Here is a 16,970-nt window from a genome sequence, read left to right on the forward strand (position 1 = left end):
GCGTCGTGCTGCGACGCCGGTTGTGACGTTCCGCAGGCCCTCGCGCGCGTGCTGCGCTGCGCCGGGCGTGGTTGTTTCCCTTTCCCAGGATGTGCCCGATGTACGGCGAATTCAGTCTCTACGGTGTGTTCGTTCCCACCTTGCTGGCGTTGATGACGCTGGCCTACCTGCTCAACAGCGCCATTGGCGCGCTGCTGACCCGCGCCGGTGCGTATCGCCATGTCTGGCACCCGGCGCTGTTCAACCTGGCGCTGTACATCGCGCTGCTGGGCGGCCTGTTTTTCCTTACCCGTTGGATGCAATCGTGAAAAAGCTGATCAAGACCGCTGGGCCGGCGCTGCTGACCCTGGCAATGGTGGTGGTAGCCGCGCTGGTGCTGCAGCAGTTGTGGCGTTACTACATGGACGCGCCGTGGACGCGCGATGCGCACGTGGGCGCCGATGTGGTGCAGGTGGCCCCCGACGTGTCCGGACTGGTGGAATCGGTGGCGGTGGACGACAACCAGGCGATCACGCGCGGCCAGCTGCTGTTTGTGGTGGACCGCGCGCGCTATGCAATTGCGCTGGAACAGGCGCAAGCCGCGCTGGCCGAGCGCCAGGCCACGCTGACCCAGTTGCGCCGCGAGATTGCACGCGACCGCAGCCTGCAGGACCTGGTGGCGGCCGAAGATGCCGAGGTGCGCCGCTCGAACGTGCAAAAGGCGCAGGCTGCGGTGGCCACCGCGCAGTCGGCGGTGGATCTGGCCCAGCTCAATCTGGAGCGCACGCAGGTGCGCAGCCCGGCCGATGGCCATGTCAGCGACCGCACCGTGCGCGTGGGCGATTACGTTAGCGCCGGGCGCCCGGTGGTGGCGGTGCTGGATACCGGTTCGTTCCGCGTCGATGGCTATTTCGAAGAAACCCGCCTGCATGGCGTGCATGCCGGCCAGCGCGTGGACGTGCGCCTGATGGGCGAGCCAGTGACCCTGCACGGGCATGTGGAAAGCATCGCTGCCGGCATCGAAGACCGCTATCGCAGCGGTAGCGCCGGCGCACTGCCCAATGTCACCCCGGCGTTCGACTGGGTGCGGCTGGCGCAGCGCATCCCGGTACGCATTGCGCTGGATCAGGTGCCCACGCACGTGCAGCTGATTGCGGGGCGTACCGCCACGGTGACGATCCTGCCCGATGCCGCACCGGCGCCGTCTGCTGGGGCTCCTGCACGTGTGCAGGCAAAGGCCGCGCCATGAAGCGCCTGCGTCTGCTCGGCCTGAGCGCGGCCGTCACGTTGCTGGCGGCGTGCAGCACGGTCGGCCCCAATTACGCACTGCCCGACCAGTCCGCCTACCAGCGGCCGGCCGCCAACGCCGCGTTTCTGGACACCGGCAACGACCAGGTGCAGCCCGGCGCGCCGCTGCCGGCACGCTGGTGGGCGCTGTACCAGGACCCGATGCTCGATGGCCTGGTCGAACAGGCGCTGCACGACAACGTCGCGTTGAAGGTCGCCAGCGCCAACCTGCGCCGTGCCGCAGCGGTGTACGAACAGGCCATGGATGCCGGCGGCTTCGATTACGAGGTGGACGCCGGCGTCAGCCGCGCGCAGGTGTCGGCCGAAGCCTTCCTGCAGGAAGAAAAGCTGCCGGTGTTCAACCTGGCCGATGGCAAGTTCGGCGTGTCGTACCAGTTCGACCTGTTCGGCAAGCTGCAACGCGGCGCCGAAGCCGCGCACGCCGATACGCAGGTGGCGCAGGCCGCGATCGATCTGGCCCGTGTCAATGTGGCCGCGCAGGTCGCCGGCAGTTATGTGGAGATCTGCCACGCCAACCACGAACTGCAGGTGGCCGAGCATTCGCTGCAATTGCAGCAGCGCAGCCGTGAGATCACCCAACGTTTGATCGCCGCCGGACGCGGCACCCCACCGGATCTGGCCCGCGCCACCGCGCAGGTGGCGATGCTGCAAGCCGCCCTGCCGCCGCTGCGCGCGCGCCGCCAGGCAGCCGGCTATCAACTGGCGGCATTGCTCGGCAAGACGCCCGGCGAAGTGCCTGCCGGTGTCGACCGCTGCGCGCATGCGCCGGCCTTGCAGCAACCCATCCCGATTGGCGATGGCCGCAGCCTGCTCGCCCGTCGCCCGGACGTGCGCCAGGCCGAGCGGCGGCTGGCCGCGGCCACCGCGCGTATCGGCGTGGCCACCGCCGAGCTGTATCCGGAGATCCGCCTGGGCGGTTCGATCGGCGCCACCGGCCTGCTGGCGGACTTCGGTGAGCCGGCCACGCATGCCTGGTCGTTCGGCCCGCTGATTTCCTGGACGCTGCCGTCCAGCGGTGCGCGTGCCCGCGTGCGCGCCACAGAAGCCGGCGCCGACGCCGCGCTGGCGCAGTTCGACAACACCGTGCTGCAGGCGCTGCGCGAGGTGCAGACCACGCTGGCGCGCTACGCGCAGGATCTGGACCGCCTGCATCTGCTGGAACAGGCACAGCAACAGGCCGAACTGGCGTCGGCGCAAAACCGCCGGCTGTATCAGGGCGGGCGCACCCCGTATCTGTCCAGCCTGGATGCCGAGCGCACCCTGGCCACCGCCGACATGACCCTGGCCACTGCGCAGGCACAGGTGTCGCAGGATCAACTCCAGCTGTTTCTGGCGCTGGGCGGCGGCTGGGACACCGACGCCCGCACCGACGCCACCGCTACCACTGCCGCGCCATGAACGCACTGCTGCGCGATCGCCAGGCCTGGCTGTTTTCGGTCAAGACCTTTGCCGCCTCGATCGCCGCGTTGTACGTGGCGCTGGCCGGCAATCTGTCGCGGCCGTACTGGGCGATGGCCACCGTCTATATCGTCTCGCAACCACTGCTCGGCCCCACCCGCGCCAAGGGCGTGTACCGCGTGCTCGGCACCGTGCTGGCCGGCGCGGCCACCTTGGTGATGCTGCCGAATCTGGTAGAAACCCCGCTACTGCTGAGCGCGGCGATGGCGTTGTGGTTGTCGGCCTGCCTGTTTCTGGCGCTGCTCAATCGCGGCCCGCGCGGCTATGCGTTTTTGCTGGCCGGCTACACCACCGCGTTTATCGGCTTTCCTGCGGTGACTGCGCCGGAAGGCATCTTCGACACCGTGGTGGCGCGCAGCGAAGAGATCGTGTTGGGCACGGTGATGGCGGTGCTGTTTGCCTCGCTGGTGTTCCCCGCTTCGGTGCGGCCGATGGTCACCGCACGCATCGGCGGTTGGATGCAGGACGCTGCGCAATGGTGCCGGCAGGTGCTGCAGCGTGGCGACTCGCACACGCCGCGTAACCGGCTGGCGGCAGACCTGGTGCAGTTCGAGGCCTTGATCGCCTTCGTGCGTCACGACGACCCACGGCATGCCAGTGCGGCGCCGGCGATGGAGCAACTGCGCGCGCGCATGCTGATGCTGCTGCCGGTGCTGTCGTCGATCGCCGACCGGCTGGATGCATTGCAGCGCGATGGGTCTGCACAGTCGCCCGCACTCAAGGCGCTGCTGGACGAGGTCGCCGGTTGGGTGGATCAGCGCGAGGACCCAGGCAGCAATGCCGATGTCGACGCGATGCGCGCACGCATCGCCGCGCTGCGCCCGGTGGTCGATCAGGACATCGAGCATCTGCTATTGGCGAGCTTGCTGCTGCGCCTGGAAGAATTGCTCGACCTCTGGCAAGACTGCCGCGCGCTGGAGCAGGCGTTGCTGCGAGGCACCGCGCCGCCGGCGGCAAGACAGCCTGCAACAGCCGAATCGATGGACGCTGCGCAAGGCGATGCCGGTGTGCGTTCGCGCCTGCGACCCTCGCTGCTGCAGCGCCTCGGCATCTCGCGGCCCCAGACCGCCGATGCGGGCGTCCCTGCCAGCAGCGCGCGCCACATCGACTTCGGCATGGCGGCGTTTTCCGCGCTCAGCGCTGGCTTTGCGCTGCTGGCGTACTGCGTGTTGTGGATCGGCATCGGTTGGGAGGGCGGCGGCAACGGCGCGATGATGGCCGCGGTCACGGCCGCGTTCTTTGCCGCGCAGGACGACCCCGCACCCAGCATGGTGTCGTTTCTGACCTGGGCGGTAGTCGCCAGCGTGGTCGCAGGTATTTACCTGTTCGGTATCTTCCCCGCGATCCACGACTTCCCGATGTTGGTGCTGCTGTTGGCGGCGGTGTTTCTGCCCATCGGCGCCTTGCTGCATCGGCCCAAGAGCATGTTGATCGCGCTGCCGCTGGTGGTGAATCTCACCGCCCTGCTCAGCCTGCAGAACACCTACAACGCCAACATCCAGAGCTTCGTCAACGCTGCCGTGGCGATGGTGCTGGGGATCGGATTCGCGGTGGTGCTCACAAAGGTGTTCCGCTCGGTCGGCGCCGAATGGAGCGCGCGTCGCCTGGTCCGCCAGGCGTGGCGCACGCTGGCCGACGCCGCCGATGGCCATGGTGCGCAGGACCGCCACCAGTTCGCCGCACGCATGCTGGATCTGCTCGGCTTGCTCGCGCCCAGGCTGGCGCTGGCGCCGGAAGGTAGCGACCTGGCATCGATGGATATGCTCAGCGAAGTACGCGTGGGCTTGAACATCTTGCAGCTGCGCAGCGCACGGCACGGCTTGCCGCCATCGAGCGTGGACGCGGTGGACACCATCCTGGCCGATGTCGCTGCGCACTATCGGCAACAGATCGCGCACAAGCGTCCGTTGCCTGCACCGGATGCCTTGCGTACGCGTCTGGATGCCTCGCTGGCGCGCGTGGGCAAGGTGACGGCGGGAACGCATCGCGATGACGCGCTGCTGGGCTTGATCGGCCTGCGTTACAGCGTGTTTGCCGAGATGGCTCAGAAGGAAGCAAATGCCAGACACCAGAAGCCTGATTTAGCCCCTCTCCCTGCGGGGCGATAAGGCACTGCCTGCGCGCCACTGGCGCGCCGTGCCTTGGAGCGCCCGCGCTGCTGGCGCGGGCCGGGGCGCGGGGCCGGAGCCCGGGTTGGGGTTGGGGTGTCCCAATGCACGACCGCAATATCGATGCTTCACCTTGGCGACGCGTGGCGACGCGTTCACCATGGCTGGCATGCTAGTCGCCTGAGGCGCCCCTCATCCGCCCTTCGGGCACCTTCTCCCGATGGGAGAAGGACAAAGCACCTCACCGCTTGCGCTGACGCATCGCCGCTTCGTCATCCAGCCAGTTGCTGCCCTTGTTGGTCAGGAAGAACATGTACACCACCAACGACACCGCGATCACCGCGGTTGCGTAGATCACGAACTCGCTCACGTGACCGGTCTTCAACGAGGCCTGATACAACAGCGGCGCGGTGCCACCAAACGCGGAGTTCGCCAGCGCATAGCCCAGGCCAACGCCCAGCGCGCGCACATGGGTGGGGAACAATTCCGCCTTCACCACCGCATTGATCGAGGTGTAGCCGGTCAGGATCACAAAGCCCACGGTGAGGATCGCAAATGCGGTCAACCAGTCGGTCTGCTTGGGTAGCTCGGTCACCAGGAACCAGGTGTACAGCACGCCGCCGATGCCGAAGAACACCAGCAAGGTCTTGCGCCCCACGATATCCGACAGCCAACCGCCCACCGGCTGCATCAGCATCAACAGCGTCAGCGCAACCAGGTTGATGATGGTGCCGGCCATCACGTCGCCACCGGCGAACGCGGTCTGGATCATCTTCGGGCCCGTCACCGAATAGGTGTAGAACGCGATGGTGCCGCCGGCCGTGATCAAGAAGCACAGCAACAGCGGGCGCCATTGATTGACGAACAGCTCGCGCATCGAGCCGGACGCCTTGGCCTTGCCGGTGCGCGAATCGGCGATGGATTCGGAGCTCAGCGATTCGTCCATGGTCTGACGCAACCAGAACACCACCAGCGCACCGATACCGCCCAGACCGAACGCCACACGCCAGCCCCATTCGGACACCTGCGAGGCATCGAAGAAGTGCAGCATCACCAGCAAGGTGGTCTGCGCCAGCACGTGCCCGCCCACCAGGGTGACGTAATGGAACGACGACAAGAACCCGCGTCGGCCTGGAATCGCCGCCTCGGACATGTAGGTCGCACTAGTGCCGTATTCGCCACCGGTCGCAAAGCCCTGCACCAGGCGCGCCAGCAACAGGATGATCGGCGCGGCAATACCGATGGTGGCCACCGTCGGCGTCACCGCGATCACGAACGAGCACAGCGCCATCATCGACACCGAGATCGTCAACGCCAGGCGCCGGCCGTAGCGGTCGGCAAAGCGACCGAAGTACCACGCACCGATCGGCCGCATCAAAAACGTCATCGCAAAGATCGCCCACACGAACATGGTGGCGTTCTTGTCCTCCTTGGAAAAGAACTGCGATTCGAAATAGGTGGCAAATACCGAGTAGACGTAGACGTCGTACCACTCGACCAGGTTGCCGGCCGATCCCTTGAGCGTATTGGACACCGAGCGGCGAAGGCTACCGGGTGCTGCGCCAGAACCGGCGGCGATCGGAGACGAGGGGGGTGCGCTCATGCGGTCAGAACCTCTTCGGTGGGGCAGCCTGGGAGTATAGGTGCGCACTTGTGTGACGCATGTAAGCATTTCGGCGCATATACACCCCGCAGATCCGGCTGCCGCGCGCCCGCTTCAGCCCGCTTTGGGCGTTGGCGCCGCAAGCGATGTGCTGTACATACCCGACCGGTCGAAACAGCACGCACGCCGCTTGCCGGAGGCGAGCATGTCGCAGGCAGTGGCAATGCGCTTGATCCGTGTGTCGGCCTTCTTGCCCGAGGTGACCCAAAAGATCCAGTCGCGCCGCTCCACCGCGGTGATGACGCCCCAGGTGGCACGTGCGTTTGGGAAGCACGGACGCTGCACCAGAAACGGACGCACCGCCGAACCGCAGCAGCAAACGCGCCTGCCCGGCGCTCAGGCAGCCGCCTCCATCCCCGCTTGTAAACTCCAGCGTCCAGGGCACACGGATCGTCCAGCGCAATCACCATGAGCAAGCATCACACCGAGACCAGTAAATTCCTCAGCTACGTCTTGCGGCATGCATCGGAATCCATCGGGCTGACGCTGGATCGCGACGGCTGGGCAGACATCGACGCGTTGATTGCGGCAGCCAATGCCCACGGCAAGGCGCTGGATGCGGAGCTGATCGGCGCGGTGGTCTCCAGCAGCGACAAGCAGCGCTTTGGGCTGTCTGCCGACGGCCTGCGCATCCGTGCAGTGCAGGGTCATTCGACGGCGAGCGTGGCGCTTGCGCACGTGGCAAAGACACCGCCGACGCTGCTGTACCACGGCACCGCCACGCGGTTTCTCGACGCGATCCTGCGCGAAGGCCTGCGCCCGGGCCAACGCCACCATGTGCATCTGTCGGCCGATCCGCAGACCGCCATGCACGTGGGCGCCCGCTATGGCACGCCGGTCTTGCTGATCGTCCAGGCCGGGCAGATGCATGACCAGGGCCTGCGGTTTTTTGAAGCCGACAATGGCGTGTGGCTCATCGACGCGGTACCGGTAGCGTTTCTGACCCAGGCCACCTGACCCGCGCAGGCCGGCAACTGCCGCTACGCGCAGCGGCATGTGGTACGGCACCACGGCAGTGCCTCGCAGCGCAGCGCACGCGCCTGCCTTCACAACCCCCATGCCGCGCGCCTTGGCAGAATGCCGGCCGCTTGTGGCCGCAGTGGCAGGGGAATAGGAGTTGGATGCATGACATGGATCATCGTGGCCACGGTCGTCATCGCCTTGCTGGTGGGGCTGCTGCTGCTCAACTTCGCCACGCCTGAGAAAAAGCTCGAGCATATTCCGAGCCATTGCTACGACGTGTCCGACCCGCAGTTCAAACGCGAGATGTCGGTGTTGCTGGGCCCTGCGATCCTGCCCGGCAACAAGATCGAGGTGCTGCAGAACGGCCACGAGATCTTTCCGGCGATGCTGGCCGCCATCCGCGCAGCGCAGCACACCATCACCTTCGAAACCTACATCTACTGGTCGGGCGAGATCGGCCGCGAGTTCAGCCAGGCGCTGTCCGGGCGCGCGCGCGCCGGCGTCAAGGTGCGCGTCACCATCGACTGGGGCGGCAGTCTGAAGATGGACCCGTCGCTGGTCGAAGAGATGACCGATGCCGGCGTAGAAGTGCACCGCTACCGCCCGCTGACCTGGTACAACCTGCACCGCGTCAACAACCGCACCCATCGCAAGTTGCTGGTGATCGATGGCCGCATCGGCTTTACCGGCGGTGTGGGCGTGGCCGATCAGTGGATGGGCGATGCGCAGGACCCGGAGCATTGGCGCGACTCGCATTACCGCATCGAAGGCCCGGTGGTGGCGCAGGTGCAGGCCGCCTTCAACGACAACTGGATCAAGACCACCGGGCGCGTGCTCAACGGCGCCGAGTATTACCCGCAGCTGGCGACAGCAGGCGACAGCGATGCGCAGCTGTTCGTGGCCTCGCCGGCCGGCGGCAGCGAGAGCATGCACCTGATGTATCTGATCGCCATTGCCGCGGCACGCACGTCCATCGATCTGGCCGCGGCGTACTTCGTGCCGGATGCGCTGATCACCCGCTCGCTGCTGGAAGCGCGCAGCCGCGGCGTCAAGATCCGCGTGCTGCTGCCGGGCAAACATATCGATGCGGTGTCGGTGCGGTTGGCGTCCAAGGCCAGCTGGGAGCCGCTGCTGCAGGCAGGCATCGCCATCCACGAATACCGGCCCACCATGCTGCACAACAAGCTGCTGATCATCGACACCTTGCTGGTGTCGGTGGGCTCGACCAACTTCGACATCCGCTCGTTCCGCCTCAACGACGAGGCCAGCCTGAATGTCTACGACGCCGCGCTGGCCGCGCGCATGACCGAAGTATTCGGACGCGACCTGCAACACGCCGAGCAGTACACGCTGGAGCGCTGGCTGGCGCGGCCGCTGCGGCAGAAGCTGGGCGAAAAGCTGGTGTTCCCGTTCCGTTCGCAGGTGTGATGCAACGTCACCGATGGCGCGCACCGCACCCGCTCACACCACTGCGGAAGCCGCGGCCTGCAACCGCAGCTGGCGCAGGCGCCACCACACCCCGCCCACATGCACCAGCGAATACAGCACCAGCGCGGCGGCAATGCCCAAGGTCAGCGGGCTGGCCTGCGACCCGGCAGCGGCCGCACCCTCGCTGAAAGCACCGGCGCCCCAGCGCCAGGCCAGCCGGCCCAGCAGCACCAGCATCAACGCCCCGCCGATCCATGGATTGGGCGTGTACCAGCCGCGGCCGTCCACCCATTCGGCATGCGTGTAACGCAGCGACACTGCGCCCAACCCGATGCCGACCGCCGTTCCCAGCGCAACGCCCAGCCGCACCTGCGGTAATCCGTAGACCGCAAACGCCAGCGCAGCCGCGGCGATGACCAGCACCGCCGCACGCACCGCAGTGCCCACCGGCTTCCACTGCTGGCGACCGAAGCTGCGGCGGATGCGCCGGTAGTAAATGAAGGCGATGGCCGCCATCGACAGGTACGGGGTAAACGGTGCGATGGCAGCAGCGGGCATGACCAATCCTGTGTGGGTGAAGTGACCGCTGCAGGATGAAACCCGCCGGCACCGCGAACAAGGTGCCAAGCGTCACTTTCTGCAGCCGGCGGCGTGTCTGGCGGCGGCAAGCCTCTTGGTGCGTCGCCCTCCCGACCGCCGCTGCCATCGCCTCCGGTGAACGACGCGCACGCGCGCCAGCCATTGCCACACGCGGATCAAGGCCGCGGCGGTAGACTTGCCGGCAGTACTCCCCCACCGCAGTGCCATGTCCGCCATCAAGCACCACGCCCAGACGCTGATCGATACGCTGCCCGACACGGCAGGCTGGCAGGACGTGGTGCGCGTCGTGGGGGCGGCCAGCTTCCAGGCCGCGGTGCTGGACGGGATTGCCGCAGCCGACCAGGGCGCCATCACCGCACCGGCCCAGGTCACCGCACTGTTCGCCAGATGGGGCGTTGATGTTGCGGCGTGACTGGACCGTCCCGGCCGCCAAGCAGCTCGCCCACGCCCAGGATCACTACCACGCGCTCAACCCGACCATTGCCGCGGCGATGGCGCGGCAGGTGCTCGAGGCCACCCGCACCCTGGCCGAGCAGCCCGGGCGTGGCCACGCCGGCCGCGTGCCCGGTACCCGCGAGTGGGTGGTCAAGCACACGCCCTACGTGCTGGTTTACCGCGTGCGCGACGACGCGCTGCAGCTGCTGCACGTCCATCTGGACCCCAGCGACTGGCTGCCCCGCAGCGAACCGCTGATCGAACGTATCGAGCCGTGGATCGCCGCGCTGATCAGCGCGCTGCTGCATGTGCTGATGCTGCTGATCCTGCTGTCCGCCTCCACCCCCAGCATGACCCCGCCGCAAGGCTCGGCCAGCGGTGGCCGCACCAAGGTGGATTTTGTCGGCGACACCGATCAGTCGCAGCAACCCGTGCCCTCGCCGACGCCCACACCGCCCTCGCAGACCCCTGCGCCGGTGCAGCCGCCGCCGGCCGCCTCGCCGCTGCAATCCACGCTGGTGCAGAACGCCAAAAACCCGGTGCCGCCGCAAGGCAACACCCGCCGCGGCAGCCTGGCCGAGCAGCGCCGTGCACAACCGGTGCAACGCCCCACCCCGCCGCAACCGCCGGCCGAACCGTCATCGCCGCCGCAGCGCCGCCCCGAAACCTGGACCGGCCGCCCACCGGGCATGCTCGACGAACCGGCCGATGCCGCCGAAGACGGCAGCGCCAACACGCCCACCATCAGCGAAGGCCGCCGCCGCGACCGCAGCAACGCCCAGCCCAGCATGGATATCGGCGGCTTCCAGGTTTATTACGACGTGCGCAGCGAAACCCAGCTGCGCGCGTGGAAGGAACAGGGCATGCAGGAGATCGCCATCATCCTGCCCGGCACCCAGCAACGCATGGTCTGCCCGCTGGATGTCGCGCTCAAACGCGGCTCCAGCAAATGCCGCCTGCTGCCGCCGGATTCGCCGGAATTGAAGAACATCGGCGACGCCCGCGAGGTCATCAACATGATGGAGGTCTACCGCCAGGGCGAACCGGTCTGGCGCGGGCCGGGGCCGTATCGGTAAGCGGTGGGTCTGGGTTGGGCCGGATTCCACTTACCTGCTAGTGCGGGAATGACTACATCGATAACCGGCGTGTTGGCGTTGCCTGAGTGCTTGCACTTCTCTAAAGTGCAAGCACCCTGATGTCATCGGGAGGGCAACATGCCTTCTTTCACCGTCCGCAATATCCCCGAGGAAGTGCATCGCGCAATCCGCGCGCGGGCCGCACTGCACGGCCGCAGCACCGAGGCGGAGATCCGCGCAATCCTTGCGTCGGCGGCCAAACCCGCAGACCGGGTCAAACTCGGCTCCCTGCTGGTGGATATCGGCCGCGACGCTGGCCTGACAGCAAAACAGGCAGACGCGTTCGACTCGTTGCGCGACAGGGCCGCGATCAAGCCAATCGGTCTGAAGTGATCCTGATCGATACCAATGTCATCTCCGAACTTTGGCGGCCTCAGCCCAACCCGAAGGTCATCGCCTGGATCGATGCGCAGGCGGTTGAGACGCTGTTACTGTCGGTCGTGACGGTGGCTGAACTACGTTTTGGTATTGCGGTGATGACCAAGGGCCGCAAGCGATCCACGTTGCATGCAAGATTGGAAAGCGATGTATTGCCGCTGTTCAACGGGCGCCTGCTGGCGTTCGACCTGGACGCATCGCACGCATTCGCGACACTCGCATCGAAAGCCAGAACCGTAGGACTCACACTCGGGCGCGCCGACGCTTACATCGCTGCAACGGCAGCCGCGCAAGGCTTGGCCGTTGCCACGCGCGACACGGCACCGTTCGCGGCGATGGGGTTGGACGTCATCAACCCGTGGAATTGATCTGGAGCGTGCGGTGATACACCGTCATTCCGGCACCGATCTCTAACGCACTGCTTTGAAAGCAGCGACCGCACGAGCCGAAGCTGTCTTCGGCTCGTGCGTCGATTACCTGGCGGTCGCAGACATCAGCTCCCCTGGTCTTTTCCCAGCTTGGTCCCCAGTGCTCCCTTGAACGGCGCCGGATTGCTGGTCACCAGACAGTTGTAGGTTTTGTCGCTGTTGAGCACCAGCACGGACGACTGCGGCCCCTTGAAATTCAGCCCGGTCGAAAACAGCACATAGGTATTGGGCAACGCGCTCGGGCGAAACGCACCGAAGGCATATTCGCCAGACAAGCCCAACGGGGACAGCGGCACCGTCAGCATCAGCGGCTGTGTCGCGACGGGTGAGGGAAGCGACGACGAGGCGGTCATGATCATGGACTGCGCATCGATGGAATACTTGGTGGTGACCACCACGCCCAGGTATTTGGAACTCGGCGCCGCAACCTGCTTGCGACATGCGGCAATGTCTTCCGGCTTCTTGTCTTCCTGCCCGCTCTGCAGCGTGGCGAAGACATGGCTCAAGGTAACCCGCTCGGTGTTGCTGACCGGGGCCGCAATAGTCGATTCCATGCACACCGCCGTCGTCAGCAGTAATGCACTGCATGCGACGAGTTGGCGAGAAAGGCTGAGTGTTTGATGCATGTCGAAAACTCCTGAGTCTGAAGCGGGTTAATGGCACTGGACGCGCATTGGCGGCGTTGCCTGGCATGACGAACATGTTCATCCCGACGTTTCCTGCGCATCCCGCACAAGTGACATGTCTCACTCAGCCATCCAAACAAAAACCGTCGGTTTACGTTCTCGCTTGATTCCAATCTCGATCTCACGATTCTCGCCAACGCATGCTCTAACGAATATGTCACTCGGCACGCTGAGAAACGCTTGATATAGCGATCTTGGAGAGCGGTCGTTTCACAACCCGACAAATCGTCTCATTCACTTCGATGCGTGATGCATCGCCTATTTTCAACCCGACAGAAGGTCGGATCTGTTCTCAATCTCAGTGATCGACCGATACTGAAAATCCACGGCCGTAGCAATGGAATCACTGCACGGCGCAACCTGCGTACACACCAGTCAGGCCACCCGGTTACTGACGCTGGCCAGCGCGGCCGGACAGGGTCACAGGGCAGGCAGATCGGATCCGTTGACCTGACATCGCACCAAGAGCCCGCAGCCCGCTGCAAACTGGCTACAGTCTGCGCAGGGTTGCCACGCCCACTCCATCCATCTGCGTCTCAAAGGATCCGCATGTCCCTGCATCGTCTTGCACCTCGCCTTGGGCTGGCCGTTGGCCTGCTGTGCGCCTGCGCCGCGCACGCCGCCGAGTCGGAGGCCGCGCATCGCCTGCTGCGCGTCACCCTGGGCGGCGCCACCGACCAGCCCGTCTCCGGGCGGCTGCTGGTGTTCGCCACCCTGGCTAAGGACGCGCAGGCGCAGGCCAAGGACGGCAAGGTGGAGGCGGTGGATACCAACCCGTTCCGTCCCAGTGCCACCGCGGTGGCAGCGCAGGAAGTCGCCGGGCTTGCGCCGGGGGCCAGCGTGCAGATCGATCTGGACAACATCGCCTACCCGAACGGGTTTTCTGCGCTGCCGGCCGGTGCCTATCTGTTCCAGGCCGTGCTGGACGCGGACCACAGCTATGGCTACAGCGGCCGCGATGGCGGCGATCTGCTGAGCGCGGTGACGCCGGTCACCCTGGGCAAAGGCGCAGCGCTGCCGGCACTGACGCTGAGCACACAGCTGCCTGTCTCCGACGACCCGTGGCAGGTGTCGCCACGCGCACCGCAGGCTGTGCGCGACGCCGTGCCCGAGGCCAAGCTGCACACCACCGATGCCTCGATGGTCAGCCCGTCGCTGAGTGCGTTCTGGGGCCGGCCGGTCTCGCTGCGCGCACGCGTGCTCACCCCACCCGGCTATGACGCCAAGGCCCGCACGCGCTACCCCACCGTGTATGTCACCCACGGCTTCGGCGGCAACTACAACCGCTTTGCCGGCAGCATCGCCGCCACCTGGAGCGCGATGGCGGCCAAGCAGATGCCGCCGATGATCTGGGTGTTCCTGGATCAGGCCACGCCCACCGGCACCCACGAGTTCGCCGACTCGGTCAACAACGGCCCCTGGGGCACCGCGCTGACCGAAGAGCTGCTCCCGGCGCTGGAGCGCCAGTACAAGATGGACGGCAAGGCCAGCGGCCGGTTCTTGACCGGGCACTCGTCCGGCGGCTGGGCCACGCTGTGGCTGCAGACGCGCTACCCCAAACTGTTCGGCGGCACCTGGTCCACCTCGCCCGATTCCAGCGACTTCCGCGACTTCACCGGCCCGGATCTGTACGCGCCCAATGCCAACGTCTACCGGCGCCCCGACGGCAGCCAGTTCCCGCTGGTCCGCGATGGGGGCAAGGTGGTGGCCGAGCTGGAAACCTTCGCCAAGCTCGAACGCGTGCTCGGCCCGTACGGCGGCCAGCTCACCTCATTCGAATGGGTGTTCTCCCCGCGCGGCGCCGACGGCCGCCCGGTGCCGATGTTCGACCGCGACACCGGCAAGGTCGACCCGGCCGTGGCAGCCTACTGGCGCACGCATTACGACATTGCCGCCCGCGTGGCCGCGCAATGGCCCACGCTCAAGCCGGACCTGGACGGCAAGATTCACCTGATTGTCGGCACCGCCGACACGTTCTACCTGGACGGCGCGGCGCATAAGTTCCAGTCGGTGCTGGACGGCCTGGGCGCCAAGAGCGACTTCCGCTATCTGGAAGGCCGCAGCCACTTCGACCTGTACAAGGAAGGCGACGACGGCAACGCCCTGATGAAGAAGATCGCCGCGGAAATGTACGCAGTGGCGCGACCGAAGCAGTAAGTGCGCCCACGCACTGCCGGGGCCGCCGCGTGGCGTCCCGGCGGTGTGCGTGAGGGGTTTCGCGCGGTTGATTAACGCGATATCTGCGCCTGCGGTGCAACACCGCACGGCCCAGCAGCGCGCTCGTGCAACCGCATGCAGGGCTGCTGTGTGCAGCAACGCAGCTGCGCATCGCGATACCTGCGCCAACGTGCAGCGCACGACGCGCAAGATGCCTGGCACTGACCACACCGCGCACTGACGACACCGCGTGCATCGTCGCCTTACCACTGAGAGCGGCTAACAACACGTATCCAGCAGTCGTCAGGTGACTCCGGACGATGCACCCATCACCGGTGTGCACGCGCGCACCGCGCACCGGCCACGCCTGCCTGGCGATGGGTACAGTCGGTTTGTTCGCTGCTCACGCCGAGCGCTTGGGCAGCTCCCACTCCATCTGCTGGCGCAATACCAGCAGCAGCACCTTGAGGCTGCCGGAGCGGACCAATGCGGCGGGGGTCTGGCCATCCAGCGCGTTCATCGGCTCGCGAAACCAGCGGATCAGCGCCTCGTTATTGCCACCGTGCAGTGCCCAGGCGTGGCACACGATCTCGCCCAGCGCCTCGATCCCGGCACCGCCCAGCAACTTGAGATGCTCCTGGCTGAATTTGAACAGCGACAGCACCAGCTCGGCGTCGGCGGCCTTGCCGTGATCGACTGCCATCTGCGCGCTGTGCGCGGTGCTGTAGCTGGACGGCTGCGCGCGCAGGGCTTCGGCCCGGCGCATGCCAATGAGCAATGAGTCAATCAGGTCGGCGCGTTCCACGGTGCAGTCCGGCAGTGTCTAGCGCGCACGCTAACGGTGCGGCTGACCGCGCTCAATCAGGAGTCTCCCGACAGCCGCGGCCTCAGTCAGCCGGCATTGCCATCGGCAGTCTTTAACAACCTCCTTGCTAGCATCTGGGCGCGTTGCTGGCGGCACCGGGTGACCCGGGCCGTCGTTTCTGGAGTGTCATTTCATGAGGAGTCGCCGATGAACTGGAAGTCCGCCGTTGCCCTGCTTGCCCTGTCCACCACCGCCGTGCCGGCGTTGGCGCAATCCGACCGGCAAGTCGCCGAAGACATGATCACCCGCTCGGCCAATGTCTGCCCCGGCCACAGCACCGAGCGCACCAGCCCCACCGTCAAGGCCGTGCCTGTCGGCGCGCTGCGCGTGATGCTGGAGCGTGGCCTGGTGATGTGCCCCGACCGCCGCCTGGATGCCACCGCTCCGGCCGTGTTCTACGGGCGCCTGGGCGTGTTCGCCTGGAACCCGGAAGTGCCCGCCGGCAAGACCGTGATCGTCAAGCAGATCGACACCATGACCCGCAAGGACGACTACCCGGTCGAAACGCTGGTGTGGGACGCCAAGGGCACCGCACTCAAGCAGCAGACCGTGCCGATGTTCGAACCACGGCCGGGTGCGGCGGTGTTGTACAAGGTGCGTTGAGGCCATCCGGCGCTACGCGCCGGAACCGTTTCAGCCGGCATCCCGAGCGATGCCTGCACCCGTCGGGGCCGCATGCACGCGCGCGCCCCGGCATCTGATATCTGCACTACGGCTTGCTACCGCGCCCTAGCGATACCCGCACTGCGCAATCATCGCTAAGCCGCTGCGCGTGGATCTGGTCGACGACCACGCGCACCGCGCGTGCGGCATTGAAAATGTTCTCGCCCAGCACCGACAGGCTGGTGGCATCCAGTGGATGGCCGCTGCACACCGCCACCATGTCGCTCTGCGCGGTGATCGTGCGCAGCAGCGTGTGGAACTGGTCGATCTGCGCGACGGTGACACCGAAGGTGAAGGGCTCTTGCTGCGTCCGTAGCGTGGCGGTTTTGCGGGTTTTCGAAGTCGTCATGGCATCCGTCCTCGACGTGAGCGGACAAGATGTCCGCATGCCAAATTTATCCCTTTTTCAGATATTTGAAAAGGGGATATAGCTTCAGTGCGGCCCATCAACGTTGCCGCCATGCCAATCAAGTCGATCCACAAAGACCATTACGACATTCTGCTACAGCAACTGCGCGAGCTTCGCCTCTCCGCTGGGTTGACGCAGGTTGCCTTGAGCACAGCACTTGAGCGTCCACAGTCGTATGTGAGTGACGTCGAGCGAGGCAGTCGCCGGATGGATCTTCTCCAGTTACGCGACTTCTGCAACGCCTGCGGAACCTCACTGACGAAGTTCGTTAGCGATTTCGAGAAGGAACTGAAATAACGCATCGAA

At 66.0% G+C, this 16,970-nt stretch carries 18 protein-coding genes and 1 pseudogene; 13 read left to right on the forward strand and 6 right to left on the reverse strand.

Features of this window, described 5'->3' with window-relative positions; genetic code table 11:
• Positions 1-89: 89 nt before the first annotated feature.
• The 4 genes from ACCQ06_RS22740 to ACCQ06_RS22755 are packed head-to-tail and all read left to right on the forward strand — an operon-like array spanning position 90 to position 4,853.
• The gene (locus ACCQ06_RS22740) at positions 90-308 is read left to right on the forward strand and encodes a DUF1656 domain-containing protein (RefSeq protein WP_074052590.1); all 219 of its coding nucleotides are present in this window, start codon (positions 90-92) and stop codon (positions 306-308) included.
• The gene (locus tag ACCQ06_RS22745; protein ID WP_228325383.1) at positions 305-1,228 is read left to right on the forward strand and encodes an efflux RND transporter periplasmic adaptor subunit; all 924 of its coding nucleotides are present in this window, start codon (positions 305-307) and stop codon (positions 1,226-1,228) included. The genes ACCQ06_RS22740 and ACCQ06_RS22745 overlap by 4 nt, the downstream gene beginning before the upstream one ends.
• A complete protein-coding gene (locus ACCQ06_RS22750; protein ID WP_316689592.1) occupies positions 1,225-2,685 on the forward strand; it encodes an efflux transporter outer membrane subunit in 1,461 nt (486 codons plus the stop codon). The genes ACCQ06_RS22745 and ACCQ06_RS22750 overlap by 4 nt, the downstream gene beginning before the upstream one ends.
• Positions 2,682-4,853 (forward strand): FUSC family protein, encoded by a 2,172-nt coding sequence (locus ACCQ06_RS22755; RefSeq protein ID WP_316689594.1) that lies wholly within the window; start codon positions 2,682-2,684, stop codon positions 4,851-4,853. Before ACCQ06_RS22750 ends, ACCQ06_RS22755 begins: the two co-directional genes overlap by 4 nt.
• Before the next feature lie 241 nt (positions 4,854-5,094).
• Here ACCQ06_RS22755 and ACCQ06_RS22760 read toward each other — a convergent pair whose 3' ends face one another.
• Both ACCQ06_RS22760 and ACCQ06_RS22765 read right to left on the reverse strand, forming a co-directional pair.
• Positions 5,095-6,456 (reverse strand): MFS transporter, encoded by a 1,362-nt coding sequence (locus ACCQ06_RS22760; protein WP_228325386.1) that lies wholly within the window; start codon positions 6,454-6,456, stop codon positions 5,095-5,097.
• A 114-nt stretch (positions 6,457-6,570) separates the two neighbouring features.
• Positions 6,571-6,783 (reverse strand): annotated as a pseudogene (locus tag ACCQ06_RS22765) (YdeI/OmpD-associated family protein); the annotation flags it as partial.
• Between the two features lie 141 nt (positions 6,784-6,924).
• Here ACCQ06_RS22765 and ACCQ06_RS22770 point away from each other — a divergent pair.
• Together ACCQ06_RS22770 and ACCQ06_RS22775 are read left to right on the forward strand one after the other, a co-directional pair.
• Positions 6,925-7,473, forward strand: coding sequence for an RNA 2'-phosphotransferase (locus ACCQ06_RS22770; RefSeq protein ID WP_316689595.1), 549 nt, complete (start codon positions 6,925-6,927; stop codon positions 7,471-7,473).
• A gap of 168 nt (positions 7,474-7,641) precedes the next feature.
• Entirely contained in the window at positions 7,642-8,907 is a 1,266-nt protein-coding gene (locus tag ACCQ06_RS22775) for a phospholipase D-like domain-containing protein (protein ID WP_316689596.1), read from the forward strand.
• A 33-nt stretch (positions 8,908-8,940) separates the two neighbouring features.
• Here ACCQ06_RS22775 and ACCQ06_RS22780 read toward each other — a convergent pair whose 3' ends face one another.
• On the reverse strand, positions 8,941-9,465 hold the full coding sequence (locus ACCQ06_RS22780; RefSeq protein WP_316689597.1) for a CcdC protein domain-containing protein: 525 nt from the start codon (positions 9,463-9,465) through the stop codon (positions 8,941-8,943).
• A gap of 247 nt (positions 9,466-9,712) precedes the next feature.
• On the opposite strand from ACCQ06_RS22780, the gene ACCQ06_RS22785 reads away from it, so the two are divergent.
• The 4 genes from ACCQ06_RS22785 (at position 9,713) to ACCQ06_RS22800 (ending at position 11,824) form a co-directional block, all read left to right on the forward strand.
• Entirely contained in the window at positions 9,713-9,919 is a 207-nt protein-coding gene (locus ACCQ06_RS22785) for a hypothetical protein (protein ID WP_115560731.1), read from the forward strand.
• Complete coding sequence (locus ACCQ06_RS22790; protein ID WP_316689598.1) at positions 9,906-11,018, forward strand: type II toxin-antitoxin system RelE/ParE family toxin; 1,113 nt, start codon at positions 9,906-9,908, stop codon at positions 11,016-11,018. The genes ACCQ06_RS22785 and ACCQ06_RS22790 overlap by 14 nt, the downstream gene beginning before the upstream one ends.
• A 138-nt stretch (positions 11,019-11,156) precedes the next feature.
• The gene (locus ACCQ06_RS22795) at positions 11,157-11,411 is read left to right on the forward strand and encodes a FitA-like ribbon-helix-helix domain-containing protein (RefSeq protein WP_316689600.1); all 255 of its coding nucleotides are present in this window, start codon (positions 11,157-11,159) and stop codon (positions 11,409-11,411) included.
• A complete protein-coding gene (locus tag ACCQ06_RS22800; protein ID WP_316689601.1) occupies positions 11,408-11,824 on the forward strand; it encodes a type II toxin-antitoxin system VapC family toxin in 417 nt (138 codons plus the stop codon). The genes ACCQ06_RS22795 and ACCQ06_RS22800 overlap by 4 nt, the downstream gene beginning before the upstream one ends.
• Positions 11,825-11,949: 125 nt before the next feature.
• On the opposite strand, the gene ACCQ06_RS22805 is transcribed toward ACCQ06_RS22800, so the two are convergent.
• Positions 11,950-12,510 carry a hypothetical protein gene (locus ACCQ06_RS22805; RefSeq protein ID WP_104617052.1) on the reverse strand — a complete coding sequence of 187 codons (561 nt, stop codon included), beginning with the start codon at positions 12,508-12,510 and terminating at the stop codon, positions 11,950-11,952.
• A 609-nt stretch (positions 12,511-13,119) separates the two neighbouring features.
• Between ACCQ06_RS22805 and ACCQ06_RS22810 the strand changes: the two genes are divergently transcribed.
• A complete protein-coding gene (locus ACCQ06_RS22810) occupies positions 13,120-14,727 on the forward strand; it encodes an alpha/beta hydrolase (protein WP_316689603.1) in 1,608 nt (535 codons plus the stop codon).
• Positions 14,728-15,130: 403 nt separating this feature from the next.
• On the opposite strand, the gene ACCQ06_RS22815 is transcribed toward ACCQ06_RS22810, so the two are convergent.
• Positions 15,131-15,532, reverse strand: coding sequence for an antitoxin Xre/MbcA/ParS toxin-binding domain-containing protein (locus ACCQ06_RS22815; protein WP_316689604.1), 402 nt, complete (start codon positions 15,530-15,532; stop codon positions 15,131-15,133).
• 231 nt (positions 15,533-15,763) lie between these two features.
• Here ACCQ06_RS22815 and ACCQ06_RS22820 point away from each other — a divergent pair, with 231 nt between their 5' ends.
• Positions 15,764-16,195: a hypothetical protein gene (locus ACCQ06_RS22820; protein ID WP_211287747.1), complete on the forward strand. Its 432-nt coding sequence runs from the start codon at positions 15,764-15,766 to the stop codon at positions 16,193-16,195.
• Between the two features lie 106 nt (positions 16,196-16,301).
• On the opposite strand, the gene ACCQ06_RS22825 is transcribed toward ACCQ06_RS22820, so the two are convergent.
• Positions 16,302-16,604 (reverse strand): hypothetical protein, encoded by a 303-nt coding sequence (locus ACCQ06_RS22825; protein ID WP_316689605.1) that lies wholly within the window; start codon positions 16,602-16,604, stop codon positions 16,302-16,304.
• Positions 16,605-16,715: 111 nt separating this feature from the next.
• On the opposite strand from ACCQ06_RS22825, the gene ACCQ06_RS22830 reads away from it, so the two are divergent.
• Entirely contained in the window at positions 16,716-16,961 is a 246-nt protein-coding gene (locus ACCQ06_RS22830; RefSeq protein WP_115552350.1) for a helix-turn-helix domain-containing protein, read from the forward strand.
• Positions 16,962-16,970: the final 9 nt, after the last annotated feature.

Origin of the sequence: Xanthomonas sp. NCPPB 4467 (genome assembly GCF_041475665.2) — a bacterium.
In the GTDB taxonomy this organism is placed as follows: Bacteria; Pseudomonadota; Gammaproteobacteria; order Xanthomonadales; family Xanthomonadaceae; genus Xanthomonas; species Xanthomonas dyei.